We start from the raw sequence: 22,550 nt of genomic DNA on the forward strand, positions 1-22,550 counted from the left end.
GATTGGTTCGCAACTCACGATGCAAGATAAATCGATGTTAATGATTCCGGGGCCTACGCCGGTACCGGAGTCGGTTCTTCTGTCCCTCAGCAAACATCCCATTGGCCATCGCAGCGGTGACTTTAGCGAGATCATGGCGGCGGTGACGTCAGGGTTGAAATGGCTGCATCAAACCACGAATGATGTGCTGATTTTGGCGGCCAGTGGCACAGGGGCAATGGAGGCCGGGATCATTAACTTTCTCAGCGCGGGCGATCGCGTGCTCGTAGGCTGTAATGGTAAGTTTGGCGATCGCTGGGCAGAGGTGTGCGATGCCTATGGCCTGAAAACGGAGCGCATTACGGCACCTTGGGGACAACCCCTCAACCCCGATGACTTCAAAACCGCCCTCGAGGCAGACACGGCCAAAACCATCAAAGCGGTGATCATTACCCACAGTGAGACCTCAACGGGCGTGATCAACGACTTAGAGGCAATCAACCGCCACGTCAAAGCCCACGGCCAAGCCCTGATCATTGTGGATGCCGTGACCAGTCTGGGCGCTGTGAGTGTGCCCATTGACGAGTGGGGGTTAGATGTTGTCGGTTCCGGTTCCCAGAAGGGGTATATGATCCCGCCGGGCTTGGCGTTTGTCAGCGTCAGTGCCAAGGCTTGGGAAGCCTACAAGACAGCCACGTTGCCGAAGTTCTATCTTGACTTGGGGAAATACCGCAAGGACGCTGCCAAGAACACAACCCCCTTTACGCCACCGGTGAATCTCTTCTTTGCCCTGAAGACCGCACTGGAGATGATGCAAGCAGAGGGCTTAGAGAATATCTTTGCCCGCCACCACCGCTTGATGCAGGCCACCCGCGCCGCTATGAAGGCACTCAACTTGCCCCTTTATGCGGCGGATCACTGTGCCAGTCCCGCGATTACGGCGGTGGCACCCCAAGGAGTGGAGGCCGAAAAGATTCGCAGCCTAATGAAAAAACGCTTTGACATTGCCCTAGCGGGTGGTCAAGATCACCTCAAGGGGCAAATTTTCCGAGTGGGTCACTTGGGTTTTGTCAGCGATCGCGATATTTTGGCAGCCATCAGTGCGCTTGAAGCTGTGCTTGGCGAATTGGGGTATAGCAACTTTAGCCCCGGCGCTGGGGTAGCGGCTGCCAGTCGTGTATTGACCACGGCCTAAGTGATGGAGCCTTGGTTGCAGCCACCAGCAGTCCAGCAGGCACGACGTATTTGCGCCAGTTTTCAGCACTGGACGGGGCGATCGCTCCTAGCTGCTCCGGCTGGGGATGACTTGAGCCTAGCACAGCAGTTGTTTCACTGGTCACAGCCCGTTCTCTCCCATGGGTGTGAGGCCGATCCCATCCTCAACTATGGCAACCAAGCCGCTCTCACCCTGTGGGAACTCTCTTGGCCGGAATTGGTGCAGCTTCCTTCGCGGCTGACGGCAGAACCCATGGCTCAAACTGAACGAGCAACCCTCCTTGCCCAAGCAGCCCGCCAAGGCTATGCCAACAACTACAGTGGTGTTCGTATTTCTCGTTCTGGGCGGCGGTTTCGCATTGAAAATGCTTGGATTTGGACTGTTTTGGATGAAGCGGGCAATCCAGTTGGCCAAGCAGCAACGTTTAATCAATGGCAGTTCCTGTAGCATTGATCTAACCTCTTGCGTATAAGTGACTGTACAAGGTTGTCCATGAAAGAACTCCTTGCCCATTGGTTGCATCAGGTTCAAGCCTTCCGCTATCACCGCCGTACGCCAGAAAGCCTCAATCAATTGATTCGGATACTGTATGCTGAATCCCATTTGAATGTTCCCTATGTGGTCTTGATTGTTACTTCCTGCGCGATCGCCACATTTGGTTTGCTCGCCAACAGTGCCGCTGTGATTATTGGGGCGATGGTGATTGCACCGCTGATGCTGCCGATTCGCGGATTGGCCTTAGCCGCTCTCATTGGCGACTTCAAGATGTTTCGTGAGGCAGCGATTGCCTTGATTGTCGGCACCCTCATGGCCATTGGCATGTCTTGGACAATTGGTGTCATGGTGGGTCTTGAGGTCTATGGCAGTGAGATCATGGCTCGCTCCCAACCCAATCTGCTGGACTTGGGTATTGCGGTGGCCGCAGGTGCCGTGAGTGCCTATGCGGTGGCGGAACCCCGTGTTTCAAACACCTTGGCGGGGACAGCGATCGCCGTTGCGCTCATGCCGCCCGTTTGCACCGTTGGCCTTGGGATAGCGCAGTTGAATACGAGTCTGAGTGTGGGGGCAACGCTGCTATATTTCACAAACCTGCTAGGAATTACGCTGGCCTGCATGGTAGTTTTTGTCATTGTTGGCTATATCCCTTTGCATCAAGGGCGCCGTCCCCTCACCATTGCCGCTGCCCTCACCGCTCTGTTGGTGATTCCCCTCGCCATTAGCTTCAGTCGGCTCATTGAACAAGCACGGTTGCAACAGCAAGTACGAGAGGCACTGACTCGAGGAACGCTGACATTTCAACGCCTCGATCTGTTAGGTATGGAAACGAATTGGGTCAGTAACCCACCCGTGATTCGGGTGAATGTGCGTGCCCGCGAGCCGGTCACCCCAAAACAGGTGGCACTCATGGAAGAGTTTATCCAACAGCGGATGAATCGCCCTTTTCGTTTAGTCCTACAGGTGTCTAGCATTGAAGAGATCACCTCAGAGGAGCCGTTGCCCTAGTTTTTTGAGCGTTAAGCCAAAATGTTAGACTATTGAGACTGCAGCTGATCTTTGGTTGCATCTGTCCTTTGTCAACGCTTCCCATTGACGCATGAGTGACTTTCTCCCCTACGCCTATCTCAACGGTCAGTTTGTGCCCTTTGCAGAGGCCAAAATTTCCGTGGCCACCCATGCCCTTCACTACGGAACAGCGGCACTAGGAGGCTTGCGCGGTCTCCCTAATCCGGCCAACGCTAGGGAAATTCTCCTCTTTCGTCTGGAGGATCACTGTCGTCGCCTGAGTCGCAGTGCCCACTATCTCGGCTATGAATTGCCCACCAGCGAGATTAAGTCGAAAATTGTTGCATGGGTGCAAAAAAACCAACCTAGCGTGCCCTTCTATATTCGCCCTTTGGTCTATACCTCTGGGCTGGGCATTGCACCACGGCTCCATGACATTGAGAAGGATTTTCTTATTTACGGCATGCCCCTTGGCGATTACCTGTCAGCTGCAGGCGTTACCTGTCGCATTAGTTCATGGCAGCGGCAGTGCGATCGCTCGTTTCCCCTACGGGGCAAGTTGACCACTTCCTATATTGTCTCGGCACTGGCAAAAACAGAGGCTGTTTCCTCCGGCTTTGATGAGGCGATTCTCCTCAATGACCAAGGGAAAGTCTGCGAAGCCTCAGGAATGAATTTGTTTCTGGTGCGGGATGGTCAACTCATCACCCCCAGTGTGGATCAAGACATTCTTGAGGGCATTACCCGCCGCAGTGTCATTGAGCTAGCGCAGGCGGCGGGTGTCAAGGTGATTGAGCGGCCTGTGGATCGTACGGAACTTTTGATTGCCGATGAGGTCTTTTTAACGGGTACGGCTGCGCGAATTGTGCCCGTCAGTCGCATTGAGACCTACACGCTGCCGAGCGATCGCCCCCTGACACGCCAACTGCAAAAACAATTACAGGCGATCGTTGAAGGCCGGGAGCCACAGTATCGTCACTGGGTTGATGTCATTCCCCTCTAGCTCAAAGGTTCGTAATCCGCTTAGGTGAGGTACTTACACAGACTTAATTCGGTTCCTTTCGGGTTCCAATAGACCTCATCAAAGATGGCATAGATCAAAAATAAGCCCCGACCACATTCACAGTCGGCGGCTGGCAATAACTCATCAGCAGTCTCAGAAACATTACTAGGAGGAGAGAAACCGTCCCCCTGATCCGTAATCACCCACCAGCATTGATCGGGGAAGAAGGTATAACGCACAAAAACCAGCTTTTCAGGATTGAGTTGATTGCCATGGCGAGCCGCATTGACGAGGGCTTCTTGGAGGCCTAGCCTAATTTCATCTTTGTACTGGGGGGGAAGATCACTGAGTAGAATGTCTAGGATGGGTTGGAGAAAAAGCGTTGAGGGAAATGCTAGGGTTTGCCATTGAGGCGCAACGTACATCAACGTCATAGACGGCACAACCCGCGAAGCATAACTGGGCAGCGGGATACAGATCCGAGACTGCTGAAAGTCATTGGCGGATAACCGAACCCCTCCTTCTTTAGCTTAGCAAGGGAGTCGTTGCCAGCACAACCACTGTCTCCCCTGCCCATGGTTTGGTCAACTAATGCAGGCGATCGCCAAAATAGCGGCGGTAAAGATCACAGCGCACCTTAGCTAAATTTCCCTCTAGGGTAATCAGTCCCAAACTGTGGAGCTTAAAGCCAACGGTGCTATCAACCATATTGCCGTTGTCCGCTTGCAGAATCTCCTTAAAGGCAGGCACTAGGTCTGCCTGCTGCTGGAGATGCCACCACTGTCGCCGCAGGTGATCCCGATATAACCCCGTTTCTGAGGCCGCATTGGTCATTAGCTCCTGCCATGTCAGATCTTGGCGGGCGAGGTGATAGAGGCTCAGACGAATCAGATAGGGATGACCTCCCACCAAGTGCTGCAGGTCTTGAAGCTGCTCCTCTGACAGACTCAAGCCGTGGAGGCGACACAACTCAGCAATTTGTTCTTGGTTGAATTCCGGCAGATCAATGGCTAAGCCAACGTTAAAGGGGGACTGATTAATGTCTAGGGGAATATAGACCTCCGTACCATGAACCACAATTAGACGGAGATTACGCCAAATATCGCGGTTTTTGCCCTCTTCATGCCATGCCCGCAACAGGCCAAAGAAGTCACTGGCCACTTTCGGATATTCAAACACCCGATCCACTTCGTCTAGACCGAGGACAAGCGGGCGACTCTCAAATTGCGTCCCCGGTTTTTGGCAATTGGGTAGGAGATACTCCTCAAAATAGGTAGTGCAGTTGTATTTACTGCCAAAAATGTCATCCCAATACTCATTGAGGCGGTTTTCTAGCCCTAATCGCCGCCCGACACTGGCACAAAACCAGCGCAGGAGTTTTTCTAAATCACTGAAGACTTGGGCATCTGCCAGTTGGAAACTGAGGGGAACAGTGCCATAGCCCTCTTGGGTGGCGCGGTACAGCAGCCGTGCCATGAGTGAGGTTTTGCCCATTTGGCGGGGGGCTTTGATGCGAATCAGGGAGCCGGGTTGCAAGAGGGTTTCGCGACAGCGTTGCTCAATGGGTGGCCGCTCAATATAAAATGCCGAGGCCACTTCCACCTGCCCTTCTGGGAGTTCTGGCTCAGCCACGGGAACAGGCGCACCATCACCCACCAATGTGCCAATTTGCGCAGATTCAGCAATGGTTTCTTGGGCAGCATCGCTACTGGTGGCTACAGGGGCAGTGGTCGCATTCACCAAGTCGAGAATCTCTTGCAGCAGGGTGTCGGTGTCCGCTGGCGATCGCCAGAAGCGCTGTTGTAGGCGATGCAGGTAGCCCCGCAACTCATAGTTCAAGGGCATATCAAGGGGGAAATTGACCCGCACAGGCAAGATAAAGGGACGGCGATCGCCCCGTTGGGCTTGCAACTGTTTGACCGTGCGGACTTCCTCAAGCACCATTTCACTTTGCGCCGCCGTTTGTGAGAGCAACAGAACAAAGAAATCACACCGCTTTAGCTCCTGATCAATCCGCTGTGCCCATGCCTCCCCAAGGCGGATACTTTGGCTGGCCATAAAGGGTTGGTGACCCGCTTTTTGCAACACCTCTTGGAGGGCACTGGCCAACTGCAAATCGGTGCCGTCACTGGAGTGACTGATAAAAACATGGCGACCTTGGTTGGAAAGGGCGGCGGTGGCTGCCGCTGGAGAGGACACTGGTTTCGGGTCGGTGACTTGTGGCGGCAGCGTGGCAACAGCGGGTAGTGGATGGGGCGGCACTGTAGAAGCACCCCCACCTGCCTTTAGCGATCGCGCAGCGCGCCCTTCGGGCGATCGCCAGAGGTCTTGAACAGGAGTTTTGAGAAATTTGCCAAGGCGAAACCAAAAGGATTTGGGCATCTCCACCTGTTGCAGGCTGGCAAGGGCATCGGTAGCCGTGGTAAAGCGCTCGTAGGGAGAAGGGTGAATTAGTTTATTGACAAACTGCACTAGGCGATCGCTCACTGGTTCAGCAGCTTGCCAACACCAACAACCGTAGGGGTCTTGGGTGAGTTGCAGAGGACTCAACCCCGTCAATGCCTGTACCGCCACCATCCCCAAGGCATAGAGATCGCTGGCCGGACGCGGACGCCCTTGGGCTTGCTCTGGGGCCATATACCCTGGTGTGCCAATGGCAATTGTCTGTGGATTGGTCTCTCCCACCAAGGTACCGCCACCAATGGAGACCCCCATCTCCTTCACTGCCCCAAAATCAATGAGCACTAAGCGGTGATCCGATTGGCGACGAATCAGATTATCGGGTTTAATATCGCGGTGGATAACACCACATTGATGCACAAAGGCCAAAACCCGCAGGGCATCTTGGAGCAACGCCATCACCCGTGCCTCTGACCACGCACAGCCCGGCAACAATTCGTGCCGTAGGACTTGACCCTCAATGAAGTCTTGGACAAGGTAAAATTCGTTGTCTTCCTCAAAGTAGGCAAGGAGGCGGGGGATTTGCTCGTGACTGCCCAGCCGCTCTAGAATTTGTGCCTCCCGCTGAAAGAGCGATCGCGCCAAAGGGAGAAAGGCCGCATCCGTACGGGCGGGGCGCAGGTACTTAACCACACACTTGGCACGAATGGGACGGTGAATATCCTCAGCGAGAAACGTTTGGCCAAAGTTCCCAGCCCCTAAAACTCGAATCAATTTGTAGCGCCCGCCAAGGGTTTTCCCAATCATGGTAATTACGTTTTACTGGTTTCTGCGGTTGTTGATATATTTTGGCATAGTCTTTCCCGCCCCCTGCCGAAGGCTCACTAGCTGGCGAACGCCACTGGTTCTAAAAGCAACCCTGCTGCCAAGCAGAGGTCTGGGGAAATGGGTATTTGCATTTTGCACCTGCTGCTGAAATCAAGGAGAGAGGAAGCTTACAGTCTGAGGGGAATAATTTGACCAAAGAGGCCGAGGCTCCAGACGGTGTCAATGGGCAACTCTGTCACAAAGAGGGTGGCAACGCCAAGGTTATAGGATTGGGTGTTGTAGGCGATGTAGCGTTCAATGTCTTCTGCTGGGCGGGATTCCAGTTGATCGCAGACTTCCAAAGCCACTTGGGCGATCGCGCTATCGCGATTGATGATCTCTGGACACACTTGAGTCAAAAGGAAGGTATTGATTTCCGCTGCGGCGCGGCGTTGATAGTCGGCAGGGGTGGGATTCGTCAGAACCGCCGCAATGATCCCCAAGAGCAAGAAGGCGCCACCGCCCCACCAAAGAGGGCGTGCCATGACTTGGGCAAGGAGAGGCACTTTCATAAGAGAGTTCTCTATGCTATGCTAGAGGACTAGCTCAGGAAGCATGGCGAGCGTAGCCAAGTGGTTAAGGCAGTGGATTGTGGTTCCACCATTCGTGGGTTCGAGTCCCATCGCTCGCCCTTTATTCTAGTGGATGATGTACCGAGCGGGTGTGTCCGTGACACGACGGCTACTGTGGGGATGTCTGGTACTGTTGTTGAGCCTGCTGCTGGTTGCCTGTGGCGGTGATGAGCCTCGCCAAGGGGATGACAGTATTGTCATTGGTACCACGGCTCGCCTGCGCACCCTAGACCCCGCTGATGCCTACGAAAATTTGGCGGGACTACTGCTGTTGAATTTGGGCGATCGCCTCTATACCTACGAAGGCAAAGACCTCATTCCCCAACTGGCCACAGCGCTACCTGAAGTGAGCGAGGATGGCCTGACTTACCGCATTCCCCTGCGGCGGGGGGTTCGCTTCCACGATGGCACACCGTTTAATGCAGCCGCCATGGCCTTTTCCCTTGAGCGATTTATGAATAGTGGTGGCCAACCCGCCTCCCTCTTGGCCGGGCGCGTTAAAGAAATTCAGGCGATCGCGGAGGACTTACTGGAAATTCGCCTCAAGGAACCCTTTGTGGCTTTTCCCCATTTACTGGCCTTTAGTGGCTTGTGTGCCGTTTCGCCGACAGCCTATGGTGCAGCGGGCGATCGCTTTTTGCCGACGCAATTTGTGGGCACAGGCCCTTACCGTTTAGCGGCCTACGGTACCGATGGGGTACGCCTTGAACCCTTTGCCGACTATTGGGGAACCAAGCCCCAAAATACGGGGATTCGCCTGCAAATCTTTTCCAGTAGCGCTAATCTCTACAATGCCTTTCGCACGGGGGCAGTGGATGTGGCGATCGGTGCGCTCGATCCCAATCAAATTCGCGCCCTCAAGACTCAAGCAGCAACAAAGCACTGGCAGGTCATTACCGGGGCAGGTAACGCTGTCACCGTCCTAAGCATTAATTTGCGCCAACCCCCTTGGGATCAATTGGCAGCACGGCAGGTTTTGGCGGCCAGTGTCAATCGTCAACGCCTCGCGGAACGGGTCTTTTTGGGGGAAGCAGAACCCCTGTACTCGCTGGTGCCGAGTTTATTTCCTGAGAGTGAGCCGATTTTTCGCGATCGCTATGGAGATGGAGACGCCGCTCAAATAGCTCACTGGCTAGCAAAGACCTCTATTTCAGCGCAGCAACCCCTCGTCGTCAATCTCTGGTACCGTGCCAATGTTCCCAGTAATGTGCTGGCGGCAACGGTTCTTAAAGCTTCACTAGAGCGGGATTTGGGCGATCGCGTGCAGGTGCAATTGGACAGCGCTGACTCGGCTACGATCTACCGCAATTTAGACAGTGGGGCTTACCCCTTGGTCTTGCTCGATTGGTATGGTGATTTTTACGATGCTGACAATTACCTTGAACCTTTCCTGAGTTGCGAGCATGGTTCTGTGGAAACAGGCTGTGAAAGTGGTGCCAGTGCGGCGTGGGGGTCGTTTTTCTATAGCCCTGAGGCCAATGATCTCATTGTTGCCAGTCGCCGTGAGGCTAATCCCCAACGCCGTGGGGTACTATTGCGTCAGCTTCAGGAACTCAATGCCGAGGCCGTGGCCTTTTTGCCCCTGTGGCAGAGTGAAACCACCCTCTTTGCCCAACCCCAGTTGCGCGGGTTAATCCTTGATGTCAACCAGCTCTTTGCCTTTGCCCCCCTGCAGAAAGCACCAAAAGATCAATGAGTCCCCGAAAGCAACGCTTGGATAGTCTTCTGGTGGAGCGGCACCTGTGTGAGAGCCGCCAACAGGCACAACGTTGGATTCGCGCTGGGGAAGTGCAGGTAAACCATGTCCCCATTGATAAGCCGGGCACGCTGGTGGCAGTGGATGCCACGATTCAGGTGAAGGCAAAAGCCGCCTATGTTTCGCGGGGGGGTGAAAAACTTGCCCATGCCCTAGGGGTCTTTCCTGTGGTGGTGCGCGATCGCGTGTGTTTAGATGGCGGTATTTCCACGGGCGGCTTTACGGATTGTCTGTTGCAAGCGGGCGCCAAACGGGTCTATGGCATTGATGTCGGCTATGGCCAAGTGGATTGGAAACTGCGCCAAGACCCGCGCGTTATCCTCAGGGAACGCACCAACCTGCGCTATTTAACCCCCACTGATCTCTACACTGACGATGCGCCCCGCCCCGATCTCGGCGTGGTGGATGTCTCTTTTATTTCCCTGACTAAAGTTTTACCCGCCCTATGGGAATTACTGCTGCCGCCGCGAGACTTGATTGCGCTAATTAAGCCACAGTTTGAGGTGGGGCGCGATCGCCTCGGCAAACATGGTGTGGTGCGCGATGCCAAGGCGCGTCAAGAAGCCGTGGATCAGGTGATTGCCGCCGCCGAAGCGTTGGGGTGGCAGTGCCACGGTGTGACTCCCTCGCCGATTTTAGGGCCTGCGGGCAATCAAGAATTCCTTGCTTATTTTTTTTGTCATGCTGTGGGGAATGCTTCCCTAGAGAACGAGATGGTATCATCATCCTGACAAAAATGATGGCTTTTCGAGAATGCAGCAAGTGGCACCGTTTATTCCTCCTTGGGCAAAATGGCTCAATGGCATCTTTTTGGTGTGCCTAGGGCTGGGCATTCTTGCCTTTTGTGGCTACCTTTATTACTTTCGTGAGACGTTGATACTGTACGCGCCGTTTCTCCTGCAGGCGGCAATTACGACGTTTTTGATCTCAGTCTTTAGTTTGCTCTTGGCGGTCATCTTGGGGGCGATCGCCACCTGGGCGAGGTTGCATCCTGTCCCGCCATTGCGCTGGCTGAGTACGGTTTACATTGAATTTGTGCGCGGTACCCCAACCTTGGTGCAACTGCTGGTGTGGGGCTTTGGCATTGGTGGGCTCTTGAGTCAATGGGGTTTTGATCCTCGGCAAATTGCCTTTGATGTCATGACCGTGCTGCAAAGCAACCGCTTGGTGTCGCCGCTTTTTAACTACATTTTCTACGGCATTCTTGGCTTGGGCTTTAACTATGGTGCCTATTTGAGTGAGGTCTTTCGCAGTGGCCTAGAGGGGGTTCCCAAGGGACAAACGGAAGCCAGCCTCAGCCTTGGCCTCTCGGGTCGGCAAACCCTATGGCGGATTATCCTGCCCCAAGCCATTTTGATTATCCTGCCTCCCTTTACCAATAACTTCATTACGCTGATGCAGGACTGCGCCCTCCTAGTGGTGATTGGCGTGCCCGAACTGCAAAATATGACGAGCACCTTTGCCAATCCCATTACCGATCCGCAGCGGAAGCTCTTTATCTATGTCTTGGGTGCGATGTTCTACTTTGCCCTCTGTTTTCCTCTGTCACGGCTCTCCCGCTTCCTTGAGCAACGGTGGCAGCGATTGGCTATTTCATAATCAAAACCGTTATGAGTATGATATAGTAAGCATAGCTGTTAAAAAATGTGAACAGCTCTATTCAACCTGTCGTAGTTAGGAGTACGAGGTTTTCTATGTCTGACTGTCTGCGTGTTGGTCAGCCCGCCCCGGATTTTGAAGCGGTTGCTGTTTATGACCAAGAGTTCAAAACCGTCAAGCTCTCGGACTATCGCGGTAAGTACGTTGTTTTGTTCTTCTATCCTTTGGATTTCACGTTTGTTTGCCCCACAGAAATTGTCGCTTTTAGCGATCGCTACGATGAATTCGCCAAACTGAACACCGAAATCCTTGGCGTGTCTGTGGATAGCCAGTTCTCCCACTTGGCGTGGACGCAAACCGATCGCAAAGCTGGTGGTGTGGGCGATCTCAAATATCCCCTCGTGTCTGACCTGAAAAAAGAAATCAGCACCGCCTACAACGTGCTGACCGAGGAAGGGGTGGCACTGCGCGGTCTCTTCATCATTGACAAAGAAGGGATTATCCAACACGCAACGATCAATAACTTGGCCTTTGGCCGCAGCGTTGATGAGACTCTGCGGGTGCTACAAGCGATTCAATACGTCCAAGCTCACCCCGACGAAGTCTGCCCCGCTGGCTGGCAACCCGGCGACAAAACGATGAACCCTGACCCTGTCAAATCCAAAGTGTATTTTGAAGCGGTGGGCTAATTGCCCCTCTGTCTCAGACTGATCCGTGCTGTGAACCTGCCCTTGGGGTGGGTTCTTTTTTTGTCTCGCCAAGACCCGTAGGAAAACGTTAGGGTGGAACAGGAGGCCTTTTGCCGAAAAGGGAGGCAAACATGACGGTCGATCGCCGCCTAATGCAAGCTGTAGAAACACTGGGGTACCGAGTGACCGCAGGGGATGTGGCGGGTACGGTGGGATTACCACTGCAAACGGCTGAAAAAGGATTAATGGCCTTGGCTGCCGATGTTGGCGGCACGCTACAAGTGGCCGAAAGTGGCGATATTGCCTACGTCTTCCCAAGAAATTTTCGCAGTATCCTGCAAGCAAAATACTGGCAACTGCGACTGCGGGCGGTGGCGCAGCGGGTTTGGGGTGTTGTTTTCTATCTGATTCGCATTTCCTTTGGCATTTTTCTCATTGTTTCGATAGTTCTGATTTTTCTGGCGATCGCCATCATTTTGATTGCCCTTTCTAGTCAAGGGCGAGACGGTGAGGATCGCGGCCAAGGTGGCTCTTGGGGGGGCGGTGGCATCAGTTTTTGGGTCTTTCCCGACTTTTGGTATTTCTTTGGCGATCCTTCTCCCCAGCGATCGCGCCCCCGGTCACAGGACAATGACGAGGAAATGAACTTCTTTGAGGGGGTCTATTCTTTCCTCTTTGGCGATGGCAATCCCAATGCCGACCTCGAAGAACGCCGCTGGCAACTCATTGGCCAAGTGATCCGCAACAATGGCGGGGCAGTCACGGCAGAGCAAATTGCCCCCTATCTCGATTTAGAAACAGATCCGGGGGACGATGAGTGGTATATGCTGCCGGTGCTCACCCACTTTAACGGTCGCCCCGAAGTCACAGAGACAGGGCAGATGATCTATCGCTTTCCTGAGTTACAAACGACGGCTCAAACTCGCAAAGGTCAACGGCAGACGCTTCCCCCCATCTTGGAAGAACAGCTCTGGCGCTTTAGTCGGGCACCCGCTTGGCAAATTATGGTGGCCATTGGCTTGGGCTGTGTCAATCTGATCGGGGCGCTGATGCTGTGGTACCTCTTGGGAGATGGGGCAATCGCCCAAGAACTGGGGGGGCTGGTGGCCTTTGTGGCCTCCATCTTTTGGATTTTGCTGGGCTATGGTATTGGCTTTTTGGGTATTCCCTTGGGGCGGTACTACTGGTTACTGTGGCAAAATCAACGCATTCGCGATCGCAATGCCCGCCGCTACCACTACGCCAATATTCTGGCCAATCCCACACCGCAGTTGCGTGCCAAAGTACGGGCAGCTCAAGCCTATGCCCAGCAGCGGCAAATCCGTGAACAGGATGTCATCTATCGCTCCGATCAAGATTTAGTGGAGCAGGAACTCGCCCAATCGGAAGCCATCGATCGCGAATGGTTACGCCGACTGGAATCGGAGTAGATCATGACCCGCTCCTCCCTGCGCCCAGCGGCTGCCACAGGAGATCTCGAGGCCATTCAAGCCCTCCTAGAAGCGGCACTTGCCCCTAAAGAAATCGCAGTGACCGTAAACCAGCGGCGCGAATGTCTCTTGTTGCGCCTGCAGTGTCCAACGAGTGTCCCGACTGCAATTGTGCTCACACTACTCGCTCGCGAACTGATCCACTGGCCAAGCTATGCCCACAGCAGCATCCTGATCACGGTTTGCCAAGACAGCCATGAACTCTGGGAAGCGGTGCTTGATCTCACCAGTCGCCATGAGTTACAACGCCTTGCCAAGGGGGAGCATCTACGTCAGACTCTCTCCCTCCCTTCTCCTCCTCGCAAGGAAGAGTTTGGCATTCCTGTCCAACCCCTCAGCACTAAAGATTGGCAAGTGATCGCGGCGGGGTTGGGTCTATCACTCCTTCTTCTTACGTCAGAGCAGGTGACGTTTTTGCTCAGTCCGCTGATTACCCTTGTCCACGAAATGGGTCATGCAGTAATGGCGTGGCTCTTTGGCTATCCAGCGGTTCCCGCCTTTGATTTTCGCTACGGTGGTGGCGTCACTCTCCATGGCGATCGCGCGGGCGGCATCATCCTGCTTATTTATACGGTATTGCTGGCCTTGGCCTATTTCTACCGTCACAATCGGCTGACCCTTATTTGCCTTGGGGTCTTTACGCTGCTTTATACCCTTGTGGCCTTTAGTCCAGTCCATGAAATGCTCTTTGTAGCGATGGGGCATGGCTTTGAACTCATTTTTGCCGTCATTTTTCTCTACCGTGCCCTCAGTGGTTGGGGCTGCCGCTATCCCATTGAACGTCCCCTCTACGGTATGGTGGGGTTTTTCATTGTGTTTTTTAATATGCGCTTTGCTTGGCAGTTGCAGTTTAATCCTGTGTTTCGAGAGATGTACCTGATGGGCAAAGGGGGCATTGATCACGATTTTGTTCGCTTGGCTCGCGATTTTCTGCACACTGATTTAGCAACGGTGGTTGGCCTCTACGGCTTTTTTGTGGTTCTGACACCGGCGATCGCCTTCCTGCTCTATCGTTATCGCCAGCTCATGCTGTACCTGTTCATTCGCCTCTTTATCTCTGAGGGCTAAAGGCTACACCCCTTGGCCACCACAGCAGGCGCCAAACTGGGGGAAGATAGATATGGCCAACCATTGGAAATTGCTCAGAAATGTCCCTGACCGTTGGGGCGATCGCCCCTTCCTTTGAACTGGCGGATGCTACGGGTAAGCGGGTGCGTTTGGCTGACTTTCAAGGTCAGTGGGTGATTCTCTACTTTTATCCCCGTGACAATACCCCCGGCTGCACCAAAGAAGCCTGTGCTTACCGCGATGTCAGTGCCACCTTGGGCGATCGCAACGTCGTTATCCTAGGCATTAGCCCCGATAGTGTCGCCTCCCACGCCAAATTTCAGCAAAAGCTTAACTTGCCCTTTCGCCTGCTGGCCGATGTGGACACCAGCGTTGCCCAAGCCTACGGTAGCTATGGCCCGAAAAAGTTCATGGGCAAGGAATATCTCGGTGTTTATCGGGATACATTTCTCATCGATCCCACGGGCAAAATTGCGGCTATTTATCGGCGGGTGAAGCCCGATGCCCATGTGGCGCAAGTGCTGGCGGATCTGGAGCAGCTACAAGCGTGAATTGGTTCTGGCGAGTTGTCCGTTTTTTCCTAAAGCGATTTTGGCGGCATCCCTTTGTGGCGGTGTCGGTGATTGCCTTGACAGCGGGCGATCGCCTGATTTTGATCCAACGCCGCGATACGGGTCAATGGTCGCTGCCGGGGGGCATGATGGATTGGGGAGAAACGATTCTCGATACCGGCGCTCGCGAACTCGCGGAAGAAACAGGATTGCGCCTCAAGAGCTTTGAAGGCTTAGTGGGGGTTTACTCTGACCCAAAGCGAGATCCCCGTGTTCATGCCGTGTGTATCGCGATCGCTGCCCGCGTTGTCGGTGAGCCGCAGGTTTTGGATGTCAAGGAAGTGCGTGCAGTACAAGCCTTTCCCCTCAGTGACCTCCCCTTAGCCGATCTCGCCCACGACCATGCCCAACAGTTACAGGACTATTTGAGTGGACATCTAGGATTGACATGAACACCAAAGCTAGATTGTTAAGTCTTATTTAACGATATCGCACTTTCGTTTAGTGGAACAAACGGCTACTAATGCAAATGAAGGTACAGAGACACGCTAAGAGAATTCACACCACTTGATCTATCGTGAGGAGACGCCCACCCCCGTAGCACCGATAAAGAATCATTGGGTACTGTTGTACATAGGATTGACTTCAGCACTCGCGAAATTCTGCAAGATGGGGCGCCGCTGCCAAACAATGAGCAGCGAAAAGTAGGGCAGGGTTAACTCTGGATAGTTCGTCAGGGGGGTGTAGATTTGCTGTTGAGGGGTTGTTGCCCAGCTCACCACTGCCGCCTGTTCCAAGAGGTGGTGTTCCTTGAGCCAATGCCAGACGTGGCCATAGACCGATCGCACCTTCATTAAAACCACCACCTCCGCCCATGCCCACACCCGCTCGAGGTCATCCCCGTGGTACATTGCTGGCAAAATCGCTAGGCGATCGCTCCCCAAGGTCAGGGGCACCCCTAAGCTAGCCGCTGCGGCCAAAGGCGAGCAAATTCCCGGAATCACTTCAATCGCAATATGGGGGTCAAGGCTCTGGACGGCTGCCGCCAGATAGGAAAACGTACTGTAGAAACTGACATCCCCCTCAGAGACAAAGACCACATCAATGCCTTGAGCGAGATAGGCATAGACTTGCTCTGCCGCCTTTTGCCATGCTTGTTCTAAGACATCTTCTGCAAGAACATAGGGGAATTCGAGGGGCAGATACATTTGCTGGGGGTCTTTGTAGGGAGAAATGATCTCCTCGGCAATGCCGCGCCGTCCCTGTAGTCCCGCCGGAAAGGCAATCACCCTTGCGTGCTGTAGGCGTCGCCAACCCTTGAGGGTAATGAGTTCAGGATCCCCCGGCCCTACGCCAATGCCGCAAAGGGTGGCCATTAGCCCCATCCCCACCAGTGCCCCAGTTGATAGACACTGCCACTCACCACCCACGCCATCACCAAGGCATAGAGGGTCGCAAAAATCGTAAACTGCCCGCGTTTCGATTCACTCCAGAGGGTGGCAAGGGTGCTCAAGCAGGGGGTGTACAGGAGAGTAAAAAGCATAAAGCTGTAGGCCTGTAGGGGCGTTAAATCTTGGGCGATCGCCTGCTGTAACGAGGTACCCGAAAGGTGATAGATCACCGCCAACGCACCAATCACAATCTCCTTGGCCACAAAGCCGACAATCAGGGCGATCGTTAGGGCAGGTGTAATGCCCACCGGTGCCAAAAGCGGCTGTAGCGCTATCCCCAGTTGACCCGCCCACGTTTCTGGACTTGAGGGCGTTGCATTCAGGGGTAAATGGGTCAATGCCCACACCACCAAGACACCTATCATAATGAAGCCCGTGGCTCGCGAGAGAAAATGCCGCACCTCGCCCCAGGCCCGCAGAATCACCTGTCGCCCCGTCGGCCAGCGATAGGGGGGCAACTCCAGCAAAAAGGGATCCGTATTCGGGAAATAGCCCTGAAAACAGAGGGCAGTGAGCAAGGCCGCCAGAATACTCCAGCCATAGAGAGACAGCAGGACGACTGCCCCCCACTGCGGGGGAAACAAACAGGCAATGAGAAAGACAAACACCTGTAGCCGCGCTGAGCAGAGGGAAAAGGGAATGATCAGCATCGTCAGTAGCCGCAGCCCCGGCGAGCGAATAATGCGGGTGGCCATCAGGGCGGGGACATTGCAGCCAAAGCCCATCAAGCTGAGGACGAAACTGCGTCCATCTAAACCCAAGCGTGCCATCAGGCCATCCATCAGGTAGGCGGCACGGGCAAGGTAGCCACTATCCTCAACGATCGCCATCACAATAAAGAAGATGGTGACTAAGGGCACAAACGCTGCCACCGTGGTCATACCGCCATAGATGCCCTCAATGAGCAAACTGCTGAGCAAGGGGGGCAGCCGCGCCAGGAATGGCGCCAGCACCTGTCCCTGAAAGGTCTCAAACGCATCACTGAGCCAGCCTTGAACCCCCAGCCCTAGCACCCATACCACTTGAAAGACAAGGTATAGCCCCGCAAAAAAGAGGGGCAGTCCCCACAAAGGGTGTAGCAACCAGTGATCCAACTGTTCTGTTAGTCTGCGAACGGTGCGACTGGGGAAAGTAACGGTGCCCGCCAATAGGGGCGCGATCGCCCCCGGTTCAATTTCTGGCAACGTTGGCTTGAAGAGCGGGGCTTGGGGAATCGGTGCTTCCTTGAGGGCATGGCAAATCGTTGCGTAGGCCTCCCAATACCCCCCACCATATTTGGCACTGAGGGCCACCACCGGCACCCCAAGGCGATCGCTCAATTTCTCGGTATCAATCTGAATCCCCAGTTGCCGCGCTTCATCGGCCATATTCAGGAGCACCACCATTGGTAGCCCCCAAGCCTTCACCTGAAGGGCTAAGCGCAATTGATGCTGAATCTGACTGGCATTGAGAATCACCAACACCAGCCGCACCGGCACCTGTTGGAAAAACTCACGCACAAGGGTTTCATCGGCAGCCGTCCCCGCCAGATCGTAGATGCCCGGCAAATCCACCAGTTTAACCATTTCACCATTGAGGGAAATCTCGGCTTCTGCTAAGTCCACCGTAATCCCCGGCCAGTTGCCTACATGGGCACGGGCAGCGGCAATGCGATTGAAAAATGTGGATTTACCCGTGTTCGGGAGGCCAAGAAGGGCGATCGTGCTTGGGGTCATTGGCGCGGCTGTGAGGATTGCAATTCAAAGGTACCCGTGTCGCCACTATTCAGGGGAATGAGCAGACGACTCAGGAAACGGCCATCCTCCAATTTATACATATCGAGGTTATAGCCTAGGCGTTGACACAGGTTAAAGCAGACTTTGAGGTGTCGTCCGGGGGGCTGATCAAGGCTGGAGGGAGCAAGCCAGTCGAGATGTTCGAGTTGGTGCAGTTTAATGAGTAACTGTGGCTCTATTTCCCCATTGTCGGTGATTGACAGTTCCAGCCAAGACTGCATTTTGCCCCCCTGACCCATGCCTTCAATTTGTTGGCACCAGATGTCAATGCGGCCTTGGGAGGGCGATCGCTGGCAGGCAAAAAGCAACAACTCATAAAGGATTAACTCCAGCTTGCTAATGTCACCATTGAGGGTGAGGACAGGTTGATTGTGAACTTGAATCCACAGTTGTTTGCGCTGCTTCCAATTTTCGATGCGATCCATCACTCGCTTGAGGAGCACCGCTAGGCCTGCTGTGTCAGTCGTTTTGTCCAGTTGCCATACCTCATGGCTCAAGAGGGGATGGAGGGATTCCAACTGGGTTTGCAGGAGCGTGCCCAACCGCCGCAGCAGGGGAGCTGCCTCAGGGTGTTGCTGAACCGATTGCATCAGCTGATGGCAGAGACTCGCAAGTTGACCATAGACCTGTTCAAGGCGACGGTGCTTGTACCAGTTGAGGGTTTCAAGGGTTTGCCAGCCTTGGGTGAGCATTTGAATGAGGGAAGTACTGCGGTGTGCCCAAGCCAAATGGTTGACAAGGGTAATGAAGGCCTCTAGGTGCAAGGTTGACCACTGGCGATCGCGACGATCAGCGACAATGAGAACCCCTGAAGGTTCGTATTCGGGATCAGTGCGTAGGGCGATCGCCAAAATTTGACCAATGTCTGGCCCTGAGAGCCATTCCCGCGTACGCGGATCTAGTTCTGCTGCTGTGGTTTGAATCAACCAAGTGTAGGGATTACTGGTGACATCGGCTTGGGAGGCCATCAGGGCACTGTGGATCAGCGGATCCTCATAGATGGCAATTTCCGCGTCGTTGCGAATCGCAAATTTGGGATGGCTAGGGGGCGGCGCGACAATCGAGCCAACTGTCTGACCGGGTCGCCAGGTGACTAAGGCCACAAGGGGTACCTGCATTAAGTTCATGAGCTGCTGTAAGCCCGTCAGTTCAATGCGCTCCAAGTTTTGGGTGCGTTGCAGTGCCGTTAACCCCGCCAGCATCGCCGATCGCACTTGCTCCTGCTGCGTATTGGTGTTTTGCAGTTGCCACTGATGGCTAATGAGGCCAAGGGTACGCGCCACCTCCTGTACAAGGGTTTGCTGACTTTTGCCCCAAGCCGTTGGTTCAGTGCGCCCCACTAACAGCAGTGCTTCCAAAGAATGGCCGGGGGTGGTGGTTGCTACCACAAGGGACTGGATATGCAGCTTGTCGAGAACCTCTTTCCAAGAGTAGAGGCGCAGTTCATGGCTACAGTCCTCAAGGGCAATGGCTGTGGTTGCCGTTTCCAGAAGTTGCCAATCCATTTTTTGTAAGGGCGGGAAGGGCGGATGGCGATCGCGCCCCCGGGGCGCCGGATACTGAAACAGGACATCAAAGACTTGGGTCAGGGAGTTGTAGCTTAACAAAAAGACCCACTGCACCCCTAAATCTGCCGCTAACCTTTCGCCCGCATGCTGGAGCACCCGCTTCCAGTCCTGCTCATCACAAATCGCTTGCGCCAACTCACTCACCAAGCTTTGGGCCTGCTGGGTCTGTGCTAGGAGGTGCTCGAGGCGTTCAGTGGGGGCTGCCAAGGCCAATAGCTCTGCGGTGACTTGGAGAAGTTTCTTTTCATTGTCATTCCAAGGGTAAGGCTCACTGCGCTCGAATGTGAGAAAGCCCACGACATCCGTGCCCACCAGAATCGGGGTTGCCACAAGGGCACGGCAATTCAGCATTTGCATTAACCGTAAGGGTGCGGTAGCACTGACCACACTTTGACTATCGCTGACACTCACGGTTTGGCCGCTGGCAAGGGCAGTATAACAACCTGCTAACTCCTGCTGTGTAATCGCTAAGGGTTGCCGCTGGCTCTCGCGGCTCTGGGGTTTACCAACGGTGTAACTGCGCCGCCGATAGAGGGGTTGCTCCAAATCTCGCCAAAAGAGGCTGGTACGTTGAGGTTGACAGAATTGGTGCACTGCCAGCAACAGGGCTTCAATGCGTTGACCCAAGCTAGGGGCACGGCTGGCCTCTTGGAGGAGATGGCGCACTGGATCATTACTCGTCATTGTGGGCGCCGCCGCTTGCTTGGTTTCAGGGGCTGGTTTTGCCGCGGTCAAGCGTTCCAATTCCGCCCCAAGGGCACTCACCAGTAAGCTCATGTGGGCCAAATCATCGCCCCGCAGGGTATCGCCCCAAGTGGTAGAACCGATCATGAGAATGCCGAGGGGTTGACGATGGCGGACAATGGGATAGATGGCCGTGCCTTGAATGCCCAAACGGGTGGCGGCTTCTCGTAACTCGCCTAGGCGGGGTTCCTCCTTGAGACTGGGCAAACTAATCGGCTTGCGGTTGATCAACACCTGATCGAGAAGACTACCGGCGGCAAGGGTCAGTTTCTGCTTCAGAAAAGGATGATCGCCAACGGGCGTGGTTCCCCCTTGGCCAATGAGTTGTTTGGCGGCTTCATTGTATAGTCCCAACCAAGCAAAGGACATGCCGAGGATTTCTTGGACAAAGCTCACCAAGGGAGCAATGAGTCCACCAATTTGCTCTTGCTGTTGCAGTTGCTTAATGGTGTTAACCAGTGCCGCCAAAGCGGGGCTGACCTTCGAGGATTTGACAGAGGTCATAGGGGCGATCGCAACCGAGAAGGATGTCTTCTATTCTAAACTTTGCCTCTCCGCAATCCTGTGCTGCAACTCACAGCAGGCAAGGAGAAAGTCTGGGGGCACAGGGGCAGGCCATGTCCCCTCAACCCGGCGATCGCCCAACACAATCAGATGCAGGCTATAGGCATGGGGATAGCCCTCCAATTCCAAATGCACAGCATCGTTGCCGCCACTGAGGGTAATCATTTCCTCTGCCATCAATTCGGGGGCGATCGCCAAAAGCTGCCCGTGGAGTTGGCGAAATAAATCCACAAATGCCTTGAATTCTACTGCAGTAAGTTCCGTGGCCCAATCCTCAGCGCCCACCAGAGCGGCATAGAATTGATCATTGCGCCAGCCCACCCGCCAACCTTCCCCCACCCGCAGTTCCACAGACTAGCCCTCTAAAACGTGGGTACGAGGCTACTGCTGCCGCCAAAGAGGGCCCAAGACAGGAAAAAGTTGAGAATAAAGATCGCCAATAGCGAGATCACCACAGCCGCCGTAGTGGATTGACCGACCCCCTTGGCGCCCCCTGTAGTTGTAATGCCCCAATTGCAGCCAATGATGGCCACCACACCGCCAAAAATGCCTGACTTGATAATTGAACTCCACAGATCCCAAGTTTGCAGAAAGTTCTGAATGGACTCAATATAGACCCCACGGGGAATGCCGTAGAGATAATCGGCAATCACTAGCCCACCCCACAGCCCTGTTACCAATGCCAAGATATTGAGAATCGGCAACATCAACACACAGGCAATAAACCGTGGCACCACCAGATAATCCACCGGATCCGTGCCCAGCATATAGAGGGCGTCAATTTGCTCAGTGACTTTCATGGTGCCAATTTCAGCCGCAAAGGCAGAGCCAACTCGCCCGGCGAGTACCACCGCTGTCAGCACCGGCCCCAGTTCCCGCGCTAGGGCGATCGCCAGCACCCCACCCACCGCAGAGGTGGCACCAAAGGTAATAAATTCACGGGCGACCTGAATCGTAAACACCATGCCCACAAAGGCCGCTGTAATTAGGGCAACACTGAGGGAGGCAGGCCCCACCAAGGCCATTTGCTCGATCGAGTTGCGCAGCGGAATCCGCCCCCGCAGCAAATGATAGGTGACTTGACCCGCCAAGAGAAAGGCTGTGCCCAAGCGTTGTATGCCCTGACTTGCACGCCAGCGCAGCCGTGGCCACTTCCTCGCCTTCATTGTTGCGCCCTAGAAATTACCGGTTTCACCCGCAGCACCATTACCCAAGCCTGAGAGTTTGAGGAAGAGGTTTTTATCTGTTGTGCTCTGATAAACACAGCTGATTTCAGGATTGGCTTCAAGGTTGCCCACATAGCCAAAGGTATTCAGCCGCTGCCGACAACTGCGCAATTGCTCACCGGTAATGAGTTGTCGCTGTTCTAGCAGGGCAACGTTATTGGCACGCAGCACACAGCCCGGTTGCATCACCGGTTGGGAAACAAAGACCGAAAAGGGGTTAAAAGTGACAAAAATCCGCGTATCCACCGCGATCGCGCTCGCACCAAATTGCACGCAAATATCAGGATTGGGCGCCGCCTGATCAATAAACTGCGTTGAGGCCACGTTATCAGGATTGAGGGTGGTGGTTTTGCTAAAGGTGACACCCACACCAACGCCAATAATAAAAACCCCTCCCAACACCGCCAGAGTGCGGGTATTCACTGGTGACTTCGATTCTGGCTGGGGAGGCCGACGAGTTTGGGGACGCGGACGCGGTGGGGATGGCGAACGTCGAGGCATAGCAGGAAGAGTGAACAGCACTTCCCTA

Annotated in this window: 21 protein-coding genes and 1 tRNA gene; 13 read left to right on the forward strand and 9 right to left on the reverse strand. The window is 54.4% G+C overall.

Features of this window, described 5'->3' with window-relative positions:
- Positions 1–19: 19 nt before the first annotated feature.
- From RHJ02_RS03660 to RHJ02_RS03675, 4 genes are all read left to right on the forward strand, one after another.
- Complete coding sequence (locus RHJ02_RS03660; protein ID WP_302678879.1) at positions 20–1,174, forward strand: alanine--glyoxylate aminotransferase family protein; 1,155 nt, start codon at positions 20–22, stop codon at positions 1,172–1,174.
- A 3-nt stretch (positions 1,175–1,177) separates the two neighbouring features.
- Positions 1,178–1,642, forward strand: a complete 465-nt coding sequence (locus RHJ02_RS03665; RefSeq protein WP_206201600.1) for an MEKHLA domain-containing protein — start codon at positions 1,178–1,180, stop codon at positions 1,640–1,642.
- 45 nt (positions 1,643–1,687) lie between these two features.
- Complete coding sequence (locus tag RHJ02_RS03670) at positions 1,688–2,698, forward strand: DUF389 domain-containing protein (RefSeq protein ID WP_206201111.1); 1,011 nt, start codon at positions 1,688–1,690, stop codon at positions 2,696–2,698.
- 91 nt (positions 2,699–2,789) lie between these two features.
- On the forward strand, positions 2,790–3,701 hold the full coding sequence (locus tag RHJ02_RS03675; protein WP_206201112.1) for a branched-chain amino acid transaminase: 912 nt from the start codon (positions 2,790–2,792) through the stop codon (positions 3,699–3,701).
- Between the two features lie 20 nt (positions 3,702–3,721).
- On the opposite strand, the gene RHJ02_RS03680 is transcribed toward RHJ02_RS03675, so the two are convergent.
- The 3 genes from RHJ02_RS03680 to RHJ02_RS03690 form a co-directional block, all read right to left on the reverse strand.
- Positions 3,722–4,126 (reverse strand): ATP-binding protein, encoded by a 405-nt coding sequence (locus RHJ02_RS03680; protein ID WP_255521495.1) that lies wholly within the window; start codon positions 4,124–4,126, stop codon positions 3,722–3,724.
- A gap of 163 nt (positions 4,127–4,289) precedes the next feature.
- On the reverse strand, positions 4,290–6,908 hold the full coding sequence (locus tag RHJ02_RS03685; RefSeq protein WP_310800466.1) for an AAA-like domain-containing protein: 2,619 nt from the start codon (positions 6,906–6,908) through the stop codon (positions 4,290–4,292).
- 188 nt (positions 6,909–7,096) lie between these two features.
- Positions 7,097–7,480 carry a DUF4359 domain-containing protein gene (locus RHJ02_RS03690; RefSeq protein WP_206201115.1) on the reverse strand — a complete coding sequence of 128 codons (384 nt, stop codon included), beginning with the start codon at positions 7,478–7,480 and terminating at the stop codon, positions 7,097–7,099.
- Between the two features lie 46 nt (positions 7,481–7,526).
- Between RHJ02_RS03690 and RHJ02_RS03695 the strand changes: the two genes are divergently transcribed.
- From RHJ02_RS03695 to RHJ02_RS03735, 9 genes are all read left to right on the forward strand, one after another.
- Positions 7,527–7,599, forward strand: a tRNA-His gene (locus RHJ02_RS03695).
- Positions 7,600–7,613: 14 nt separating this feature from the next.
- Entirely contained in the window at positions 7,614–9,236 is a 1,623-nt protein-coding gene (locus RHJ02_RS03700) for an ABC transporter substrate-binding protein (RefSeq protein WP_206201116.1), read from the forward strand.
- Positions 9,233–10,027, forward strand: a complete 795-nt coding sequence (locus tag RHJ02_RS03705; RefSeq protein WP_310743404.1) for a TlyA family RNA methyltransferase — start codon at positions 9,233–9,235, stop codon at positions 10,025–10,027. The genes RHJ02_RS03700 and RHJ02_RS03705 overlap by 4 nt, the downstream gene beginning before the upstream one ends.
- Positions 10,028–10,049: 22 nt before the next feature.
- Complete coding sequence (locus RHJ02_RS03710; RefSeq protein ID WP_310800467.1) at positions 10,050–10,895, forward strand: amino acid ABC transporter permease; 846 nt, start codon at positions 10,050–10,052, stop codon at positions 10,893–10,895.
- Positions 10,896–10,990: 95 nt separating this feature from the next.
- Positions 10,991–11,584 carry a peroxiredoxin gene (locus RHJ02_RS03715; protein WP_149820771.1) on the forward strand — a complete coding sequence of 198 codons (594 nt, stop codon included), beginning with the start codon at positions 10,991–10,993 and terminating at the stop codon, positions 11,582–11,584.
- A gap of 131 nt (positions 11,585–11,715) precedes the next feature.
- On the forward strand, positions 11,716–13,014 hold the full coding sequence (locus tag RHJ02_RS03720) for a hypothetical protein (protein ID WP_310800468.1): 1,299 nt from the start codon (positions 11,716–11,718) through the stop codon (positions 13,012–13,014).
- Between the two features lie 3 nt (positions 13,015–13,017).
- Positions 13,018–14,142 (forward strand): hypothetical protein, encoded by a 1,125-nt coding sequence (locus tag RHJ02_RS03725; RefSeq protein WP_206201121.1) that lies wholly within the window; start codon positions 13,018–13,020, stop codon positions 14,140–14,142.
- A gap of 80 nt (positions 14,143–14,222) precedes the next feature.
- On the forward strand, positions 14,223–14,693 hold the full coding sequence (gene bcp / locus RHJ02_RS03730) for a thioredoxin-dependent thiol peroxidase (RefSeq protein ID WP_206201122.1): 471 nt from the start codon (positions 14,223–14,225) through the stop codon (positions 14,691–14,693).
- Positions 14,690–15,145, forward strand: a complete 456-nt coding sequence (locus RHJ02_RS03735) for an NUDIX domain-containing protein (RefSeq protein ID WP_206201123.1) — start codon at positions 14,690–14,692, stop codon at positions 15,143–15,145. Before bcp ends, RHJ02_RS03735 begins: the two co-directional genes overlap by 4 nt.
- A gap of 162 nt (positions 15,146–15,307) precedes the next feature.
- Here the strand turns inward: RHJ02_RS03735 and RHJ02_RS03740 are convergent, their stop codons facing one another.
- The 6 genes from RHJ02_RS03740 to RHJ02_RS03765 are packed head-to-tail and all read right to left on the reverse strand — an operon-like array spanning position 15,308 to position 22,522.
- Positions 15,308–16,078, reverse strand: a complete 771-nt coding sequence (locus RHJ02_RS03740; RefSeq protein WP_206201601.1) for a precorrin-2 C(20)-methyltransferase — start codon at positions 16,076–16,078, stop codon at positions 15,308–15,310.
- Complete coding sequence (gene feoB, locus RHJ02_RS03745; protein WP_310800469.1) at positions 16,069–17,859, reverse strand: ferrous iron transport protein B; 1,791 nt, start codon at positions 17,857–17,859, stop codon at positions 16,069–16,071. Before feoB ends, RHJ02_RS03740 begins: the two co-directional genes overlap by 10 nt.
- Complete coding sequence (locus RHJ02_RS03750; protein ID WP_206201125.1) at positions 17,856–20,735, reverse strand: GAF domain-containing protein; 2,880 nt, start codon at positions 20,733–20,735, stop codon at positions 17,856–17,858. Before RHJ02_RS03750 ends, feoB begins: the two co-directional genes overlap by 4 nt.
- Positions 20,736–20,765: 30 nt before the next feature.
- Positions 20,766–21,146, reverse strand: coding sequence for a DUF1818 family protein (locus RHJ02_RS03755; RefSeq protein WP_206201126.1), 381 nt, complete (start codon positions 21,144–21,146; stop codon positions 20,766–20,768).
- 11 nt (positions 21,147–21,157) lie between these two features.
- Positions 21,158–21,961, reverse strand: coding sequence for an MlaE family lipid ABC transporter permease subunit (locus RHJ02_RS03760; protein ID WP_206201127.1), 804 nt, complete (start codon positions 21,959–21,961; stop codon positions 21,158–21,160).
- Positions 21,962–21,970: 9 nt separating this feature from the next.
- Entirely contained in the window at positions 21,971–22,522 is a 552-nt protein-coding gene (locus RHJ02_RS03765) for a DUF3172 domain-containing protein (protein ID WP_206201128.1), read from the reverse strand.
- Between the last annotated feature and the right edge of the window lie 28 nt (positions 22,523–22,550).

The organism is Thermosynechococcus sp. TG215, from assembly GCF_031583455.1.
Classification (GTDB): Bacteria; Cyanobacteriota; Cyanobacteriia; order Thermosynechococcales; family Thermosynechococcaceae; genus Thermosynechococcus.